8 protein-coding genes are annotated in these 7024 nt (G+C 61.7%); 3 read left to right on the plus strand and 5 right to left on the minus strand.

The window, feature by feature from the left end; genetic code table 11:
• Positions 1-144 precede the first annotated feature (144 nt).
• The 3 genes from dnaN to P8Y39_11925 form a co-directional block, all read right to left on the minus strand.
• Entirely contained in the window at positions 145-1239 is a 1095-nt protein-coding gene (gene dnaN / locus P8Y39_11915) for a DNA polymerase III subunit beta (GenBank protein MEJ2193023.1), read from the minus strand.
• A gap of 8 nt (positions 1240-1247) precedes the next feature.
• On the minus strand, positions 1248-2579 hold the full coding sequence (dnaA, locus tag P8Y39_11920) for a chromosomal replication initiator protein DnaA (protein ID MEJ2193024.1): 1332 nt from the start codon (positions 2577-2579) through the stop codon (positions 1248-1250).
• 371 nt (positions 2580-2950) lie between these two features.
• Positions 2951-3184: a hypothetical protein gene (locus tag P8Y39_11925; protein ID MEJ2193025.1), complete on the minus strand. Its 234-nt coding sequence runs from the start codon at positions 3182-3184 to the stop codon at positions 2951-2953.
• Positions 3185-3429: 245 nt separating this feature from the next.
• Here P8Y39_11925 and P8Y39_11930 point away from each other — a divergent pair, with 245 nt between their 5' ends.
• On the plus strand, positions 3430-3822 hold the full coding sequence (locus tag P8Y39_11930; protein ID MEJ2193026.1) for a response regulator: 393 nt from the start codon (positions 3430-3432) through the stop codon (positions 3820-3822).
• 19 nt (positions 3823-3841) lie between these two features.
• Here the strand turns inward: P8Y39_11930 and P8Y39_11935 are convergent, their stop codons facing one another.
• Positions 3842-4114 (minus strand): hypothetical protein, encoded by a 273-nt coding sequence (locus P8Y39_11935; protein MEJ2193027.1) that lies wholly within the window; start codon positions 4112-4114, stop codon positions 3842-3844.
• A 227-nt stretch (positions 4115-4341) separates the two neighbouring features.
• Here P8Y39_11935 and P8Y39_11940 point away from each other — a divergent pair, with 227 nt between their 5' ends.
• Positions 4342-4617, plus strand: a complete 276-nt coding sequence (locus P8Y39_11940; protein MEJ2193028.1) for a PilZ domain-containing protein — start codon at positions 4342-4344, stop codon at positions 4615-4617.
• 193 nt (positions 4618-4810) lie between these two features.
• On the plus strand, positions 4811-6343 hold the full coding sequence (locus P8Y39_11945) for a YifB family Mg chelatase-like AAA ATPase (GenBank protein ID MEJ2193029.1): 1533 nt from the start codon (positions 4811-4813) through the stop codon (positions 6341-6343).
• A gap of 373 nt (positions 6344-6716) precedes the next feature.
• Here the strand turns inward: P8Y39_11945 and P8Y39_11950 are convergent.
• Positions 6717-7024 (minus strand): sodium:proton antiporter (locus tag P8Y39_11950; protein ID MEJ2193030.1); only part of this gene is annotated, 308 nt, incomplete at its 5' end.

Raw genomic sequence — 7024 nt, forward strand, 5'->3', positions numbered from 1 at the left:
AGCGATGACGGACAGAGGGCTATTCAGAGCTTGAATGCAATTACGTATGAGGTTCGTTCTACCAATGAATCGCTGTGGATCTCTGATAACTCCTGATGTAAAACCAATTTCCGGATCTACCATAAGGTTTCATTTGTAAAGACCCTATATCCTCATCGGCATGACGACGCATTTGTAGGTCTCGTTGCCGTTCTCGCGGAGGAGGGAGGGGGAGAGCTGGTCCTGTAGCTCGAAAACCACGGTGTCGGAGGACATGGCCTGAAGCACATCGAGGACGTAGCGGGCATTGAACCCCACGGCCAGGGACTCGCCTGCGTACTCCACGGCAAGCTCGTCGCTGGCCTCGCCGATGTCGGGGTTTGAGGAGCTCATCCTGAGGACCGAGGGCTCCAGGTCGAACCGGACGGCATGGGAGCGCTCGCGGCTCATCACCGACACCCGCCGGAGCGAGCGGATGAAGCCCTCGCGGCTCATGTGGACCTTCTTCTCGTTGCCCGTGGGGATGACCTGCGAGTAGTTGGGATAGGTGCCCTCGATGAGGCGGGCCAGAAACTCCACCCCCTCCACCACGAACAGGATGTGGTTCTTCCCGATGCTCACCGTGACCGTGCCCTCCCCGGTGAGGAACTTCCGGAGCTCGGAGGCCGTCTTCCGGGGGACGATGACCTTGACCTCCTCCGGGACGGAGGCGGGCAGGGGGTTTTCTATGAGGGCCATCCTGTGCCCGTCGGTGCCCACCACGGTGAGGGCGCCGTCCGTCATGTGAAAGAGCAGGCCGTTCAGGGTGTAGCGGGTGTCGCTCTCACCGGCGCAGTAGATGGTGCGGGCTATCATGACCTCCAGGGTGCGGGCGTCCATCTGGACCGTGGTGGCCTCGGCCATGGCCGGCCAGACGGGGAACTCGTCGGGCGAGAGGCAGGCCAGGCGGAAGCTGGACTGCGCCGCGCTCACCCGTATCCACTGGGAGTCCTCGCTCTGTATGGTGACGTCGCCGTCCAGCTCGCGCACTATCTCGAAGAGCTTGCGGGCGGGGATGCAGAGGCTCCCCTCGGCCTGCACCTGGGCCTCCAGGGGCTCGCGGATGGCCGTCTCTATGTCGGTGGCCGTGATGCTGGAGGCCTCCTTGCCCAGGGTCAGGAGAAAGTGGCTCAGGATGGGCATGGTGTTTCGCTTCTCCACGATGTTCTGTATGTTGGAGAGCTTCTCCTGGAGATGCTGCTTCTCGACGGTGAGCTTCATGGGGCCTCCTAGGGCTGTAATTTGTTTCTCAGGGTCTGCACCATGCGGCTGAAGTTCTCGTCCCTGGCCGAGCGCGCCTCCACCTGCTTGCAGGCGTAGATGACGGTGGCGTGGTCCTTGCCCCCCAGGTGCTTGCCTATCTCGGAGAGGGAGCACTCGGTGAGCTCCCGCGCCAGGTGCATGGCTATCTGCCGGGGCAGGGCGATGTCCTTGGTGCGCTTCTTGGCCTTGAGGTCGGCCACCTTCAAGCCGAAGTACTCCGCCACGGTGCGCGCTATGCCCTCCACCGAGAGGGGGCGGTCGTCCTCCTGGATGAAGTCCCGAAGCAGGGTTTTGGCCATGGCCAGGGTGACCGGCTGGCCGGTCAGCGAGGAGTGGGCCCCCAGGCGGATGAGGCAGCCCTCGATGTCCCGGACGTTGCTCTTGACCCGGCTGGCGATGTAGGAGACCACGTCCTCGCCCAGGGCCAGGCGGTCCTGCTCCGCCTTTTTCTGGATGATGGCCATCTTGGTCTCCACCTCGGGAGGCTGGATGTCGGCGATGAGCCCCATGCCGAAGCGCGAGCGCAGGCGGTCGGTCATCTGCTTCATCTCCTTGGGGGGGCGGTCGGAGGACAGGACTATCTGCTTCTGCTTCTCGTACAGGACGTTCAGGGTGTGGAAGAGCTCCTCCTGGGTGGCGGCCTTGTTCTCCACGAACTGCACGTCGTCCAGGAGGATCATGTCGAGGTTCCGGTACTTGCTCTTCAGCTCCTCGGTCTTTCCGTGGCGGAAGGAGCTGACCACCTCGTTGGTAAACTGCTCGGCCGAGACGTACAGGACGTTGACCTCCTGGGAGCGGTCCACCACCCGGTTGCCCACGGCGGTGATGAGGTGGGTCTTGCCCAGCCCGACGCCCCCGTAAATGAAAAGGGGGTTGTACACCCGCCCCGGGGTCTCCGAGACCGCCATGGCCGCCGCGTGGGCGAACTGGTTGGAGGGCCCGGTGACGAAGCTCTCGAACGTGTAGCGCGGGTTGAGGTAGATGCCCTTCCGGGCGAGCTTGCTCTTTCGGCTCCGCATGCGGGCGTCCGCCCGCTTCAGGGCGGCGTCCTCGTTGCCCGAGACCCGGTAGCGGACGCCCAGGCGAGTGGAGGTCACCCGCTCCAGGGCGTCGGTGACCAGCGTGGGGTGGTAGTCCTCTATCCACTCCTTGAAGAACCGGTTGGGCACTTCCAGGACGGCCGTCCCCTCCTTTATCTGAAGGAGACGGATGGGACTGAACCAGAGGTCGAAGATGTTCTCGCCCACTTCTTGCCGGATGAGGTCGAGACTTCTGGGCCAGATGTCGTCGGAATGCATGCGCAATTTACCAACATATTGTTAATAGAGTGTTAATAAATCGGACATATTTCTCGCCCATGCCGCACCCGTTGAGAAGCATGGCAAGAACGTATCGAAAAGATTGTCAGCAAGTTCTTGAGCTCCGGCCCGTCCCCTCTTCTCCCCCGGCCGGTCAGTAATAATACTACATTTCGAACGAAAATACCAACATGAAAAAATGCTTTAACGACGCGGACTTAAGAGGAAAGCCAACTTATGAGCGGCCCCTACTATCCGCTACTAAAAGAATCAGAAAAACATAGAAGAAGAAGGGAAACAAAACCCCCGGCAAGCGGGCTCGGGCAGCGCGGAGCCCTCCAGAAAAGAAGGCCGTTTCCCTGCTTACGGCCTCAGTCGTCCAGTTTCCTGCCACACTCGGGGCAGAAGTTGAGCCTCAGCCTGTACTTGATCATGAGGACGGGGTCCTCGTAGCACAGAAGCTCGATGCCTCCGCCCAGAGCAGCCCGGCAGCACCGGTCCAGGATCTTGCAGGACAAGTACTCGTAGGTCTTGAGCTCCCTGTATATGTCCCTGGACCATTCCCTGAGCTCGTCGTCCCTCATACGCTCCTCCTCGGCTGCCATGAGCGCATCCTCTCAGGCCCAAGCGTTTCCGCTCTCGCCCAAAGCATAGCAAGCTTTCTGCCAGAAGGGAAGGTGTTGATTTATAGGCATATTAGGTGCTGTACAGGTGAAGAAAATACACAATATTGACACTTTTTGTCACCGGGGGAGGAAGATTTTTTCCGTGGCGGCGCGGGGCCATTATCTGTTATAGTCCCGGGTGCCCGGGGACAAGCCCGGCTCTGAGGGGAGGGGAAAGGGGGCGTGTGGCTAACGCGCCGAGCAGGAGGAGGGTCCTGGTGGTGGAGGACGAGGCCATAACGGGCCTGAGCTTCTGCAATCTCGTCGATGTGTGGGGATACGGAGAGTGCGAGCTTGCGGTTTCGCCGGAGCAGGCCATGGCTGCTTTGGAGCGAGAGCGTCCGGAGGTGCTGCTCATGGACATCAACCTGGGGGAAGGCAAGGAGGGCGGCATAGACCTGGCGGCGCGCATACGGCAGGAGGCGGATATCCCGGTCATCTTCGTAACCGGCTATTCGGACGAGGCAACCCGGAAAAGGGCGTCCGCCGTCTCCCCGTGGGCATTCCTGGTGAAGCCGGTGGACTATGATGTTCTCAGGAAAACCCTGGGGAGCGTACTGAACAGCGCCAGCCGCTAGGCATCCTCCGGTGGTGGGCCTACCGCCTGCGTCCGGACAGGACCACGAGGCCCAGGGCCACGAAGACCCCGATGAAGATGAGCCAGAAAAGAAGGGAGAAACCCACCCGGAAGGCCAGCCAGGCCCAGGAGGGAAAACGCATCTTTACGTCATGGATGATCTGAACCACATCGCCCTGGGCGAAGAACCACCACCCCAGATAAAGCCCCCCGAGGACGCCTGCGAGGATGATGAGAAACCCCAAAACGGTGCGTACATCGTAGGCGAGGTCGGCCTTCAGGTGCTGGGACATGCGCGTCGTTTCCCTCCCGTTTGCGAAGAGTCTTCCTTAATCTACCTCTCCCGGATGGGCGAAAGCAAGGGTGGAGAGTTTTTGCCTTTACCGGCTTACAAAGTCGTGGTAGTATGAAATTTTAGGTTGCGCTTGCGACGGCCGTGTCTTCATGGGGGAGGTCTCGATACCACAGTCCTTACGAAGCGCGTGCGGCTTATCGATGAAGACGGGGAGGGACTTTTACGGTGAAAAAGAGAAAGGAATCGCGCAGGACGGAATCGCACAAGGTCATCTACCATATGGAAAGAAAGCCCGACGAGCGCCGGCAGTTCGGCATGACCCTGAATGTGTCTTCTTCGGGCTTCTGCATGTATTCCATGCAGGAGTGTGAGCCCGGCGACAGGCTTCAGGCAACCATAGAGGGCACGGAGCATGCATCCCGGGCGGCCGCGGTCCGCTGGAGCGAGGAGGCCCTGGCGGGACGCCTCTACCGCGTGGGGCTTCAGTGGGACGGGGAGTAAACGATATTGGAGCTGCGAAATTCTGTCTTTTGTTTTAGAAAGGCCTCCTGAGTTACATCTGGGTTGAACGACGCAGGTGGCCGTCTGAATACCGGACTGACGACCAAAAGCTGTTTCGGGGACGGATGATTCTCATCGTTATCGGCCCTTCAACCCTTGCCATTTCCGTGGCCTTGCCAATATAATCAGCCCCATGCTGGCCAAGGTCCTGAGCGCGGCCCTCATGGGGATTGACGCCCTTTCGGTGGAGGTGGAGGTGGACATCGCTCAGCGGGGCCTGCCCCATTTCTCCATGGTGGGCCTCCCCGATGCCGCGGTGAAGGAGAGCCGTGACAGGGTGAAGGCGGCACTGAAGAACGTGGGGTTCAACTTCCCCCTGAAGCCCGTCACCGTAAACCTTGCCCCCGCCGACCTGAGGAAAGAGGGCTCGGCCTTCGACCTGCCCATCGCCGTGGGCCTGGCCGCCGCGGAGGGGGCCATCCCCCTCGTGGCCATGGACGGGTTTCTCTTCACCGGGGAGCTGTCCCTGGACGGCGCGCTCAAACCGGTGCGGGGAGCGCTATCCATGGCGCTTCTGGCCCAGAAGGAGGAAAAGAAGCTCATCCTTCCCGGGGCCAACGCCCGGGAGGCCGCCGTGGTGGAGGGCGTGGAGGTCTACGGCGCCGGGAGCCTGCCGGAGGTGATAGAGTATCTCCGCGGAAGCGGGAGCATTGAGAGGACCGTGGTCTCGCTGGCCGAGGTGATGGCCGAGAACTCGGTCTACGAGGAGGACTTCTCCGACGTCAAGGGGCAGGAGCACGCCAAGCGCGCCCTGGAGGTGGCCGCCGCAGGAGGGCACAACGTCCTCATGATAGGCCCGCCGGGCTCGGGCAAGACCATGCTCAGCAAGCGCCTCCCCACCGTCCTTCCGCCCATCAGCTTCACCGAGGCCCTGGAGACCACCCGCATCCACAGCGTGGCTGGCGGCATGCGCCCGGCCGACGGGGCGGTCATCGCCCGGAGGCCCTTTCGCTCCCCGCACCACACCATAAGCGACGTGGCCCTCATCGGCGGCGGGCAGAACCCGCGGCCGGGGGAGGTGAGCCTCTCGCATAACGGGGTGCTGTTTCTGGACGAGCTTCCGGAGTTCAAGCGGAGCGTCCTGGAGGTGCTGAGGCAGCCCATAGAAGACGGCGTGGTCACGGTCTCCCGGGCCGTGGCCAGCGTGACCTATCCCGCGGGGTTCATGCTGGTTGCCGCCATGAACCCCTGCCCCTGCGGGTATTTTGGGGACCCCCGGCACCAGTGCACCTGCTCGGCCAGCGCCATACACCGTTACCGCACCAGGGTCTCCGGCCCCCTGATGGACCGCTTCGACATCCATATCGAGGTGCCCGCCGTCCCCTACAAGGAGCTTTCGGCGGAATACGCCGGAGAGCCCTCCCGGGCGGTGAGGGAAAGGGTCATCCGGGCCCGGGAGAGGCAGCTTGAGAGGTACGGGGGCACGAGCGTCTTCAGCAACAGCCGCATGCGCACCCGCCACGTGAAGAAGCACTGCCGCCTGAGGCAGGAGGCCCACGAGCTCCTGGAGATGGCCATGCACAAGCTAGGCCTCTCCGCCCGGGCCTACACCCGGGTGCTCAAGCTCTCCCGGAGCATCGCGGACCTGGAGGGCGCGGAGGACATTCTCACCCACCACGTCTCCGAGGCCATCCAGTACAGGACTCTCGATAGGGGCTGGGTGTAAGGATAGGCCGCAGTGCGACGGATAAAATGGCAGCAATCGCACTCGGCATTTTGCTGATATTGGTTGGCTTGAAGATTATTCAGATCCCTATAATCCACAGTTTCATATATCAAAATGACTTCGATCTTCGAGGTTATAACATCCCTTTTGGAATCTTCATGATATTAGTGGGTATAGGCTTCGTCTGGACGTCGTGAACTTTGCGGAAGAAGAAGCGGTGAGAGGGGCGAGCATCAGGAATCAACACCTGCGTTGAGGACGATTTTCCCTTCAGGATGCCGTATGCCGCCATTTAGGCCGCTTTCGGCCAGGGGTCCCCGAAAAGTCCCAAGACTCTTCGGGGCTGAGCCGGAAGCAATTTTGAGACAGGTTCTTACGAAGCTGGCTTCAGCAGGTACTTGAGGGTGAGGCCCTGGACGAGGATGGAAAAGGCCACCACCGCGTATGTCATGGTCATGATGACCGACCTCTCAAACCCCGGCGGAAGCGAAAGGGCCAGGGCCACCGCTATGCCGCCGCGCAGGCCTCCCCAGGTGAGGATTTTCAGGGCCCCCGGGCCGAGTTCCACGGGCCTCAGCACGACGGAGGGGACCGCCAGCGAGACGAGCCGCGCCAGGAGTGCCACGGCAATGGCCGCCGCCCCTGCCAGGACGAACCGCCCGGTCACCGTGACGGCCAGCA

The sequence above is a fragment of the Nitrospirota bacterium genome, assembly GCA_037386965.1.
GTDB lineage: Bacteria > Nitrospirota > Thermodesulfovibrionia > Thermodesulfovibrionales > JdFR-86 > JARRLN01.

What these genes read in the sequence shown, in the direction of transcription:
- dnaN (MEJ2193023.1), bottom strand. Translation starts at nt 1,239, where the DNA reads ATGAAGCTCACCGTCGAGAAGCAGCATCTCCAGGAGAAGCTCTCCAAC.
- dnaA (MEJ2193024.1), bottom strand. Translation starts at nt 2,579, where the DNA reads ATGCATTCCGACGACATCTGGCCCAGAAGTCTCGACCTCATCCGGCAA.
- P8Y39_11925 (MEJ2193025.1), bottom strand. Translation starts at nt 3,184, where the DNA reads ATGGCAGCCGAGGAGGAGCGTATGAGGGACGACGAGCTCAGGGAATGG.
- P8Y39_11935 (MEJ2193027.1), bottom strand. Translation starts at nt 4,114, where the DNA reads ATGTCCCAGCACCTGAAGGCCGACCTCGCCTACGATGTACGCACCGTT.
- P8Y39_11945 (MEJ2193029.1), top strand. Translation starts at nt 4,811, where the DNA reads ATGCTGGCCAAGGTCCTGAGCGCGGCCCTCATGGGGATTGACGCCCTT.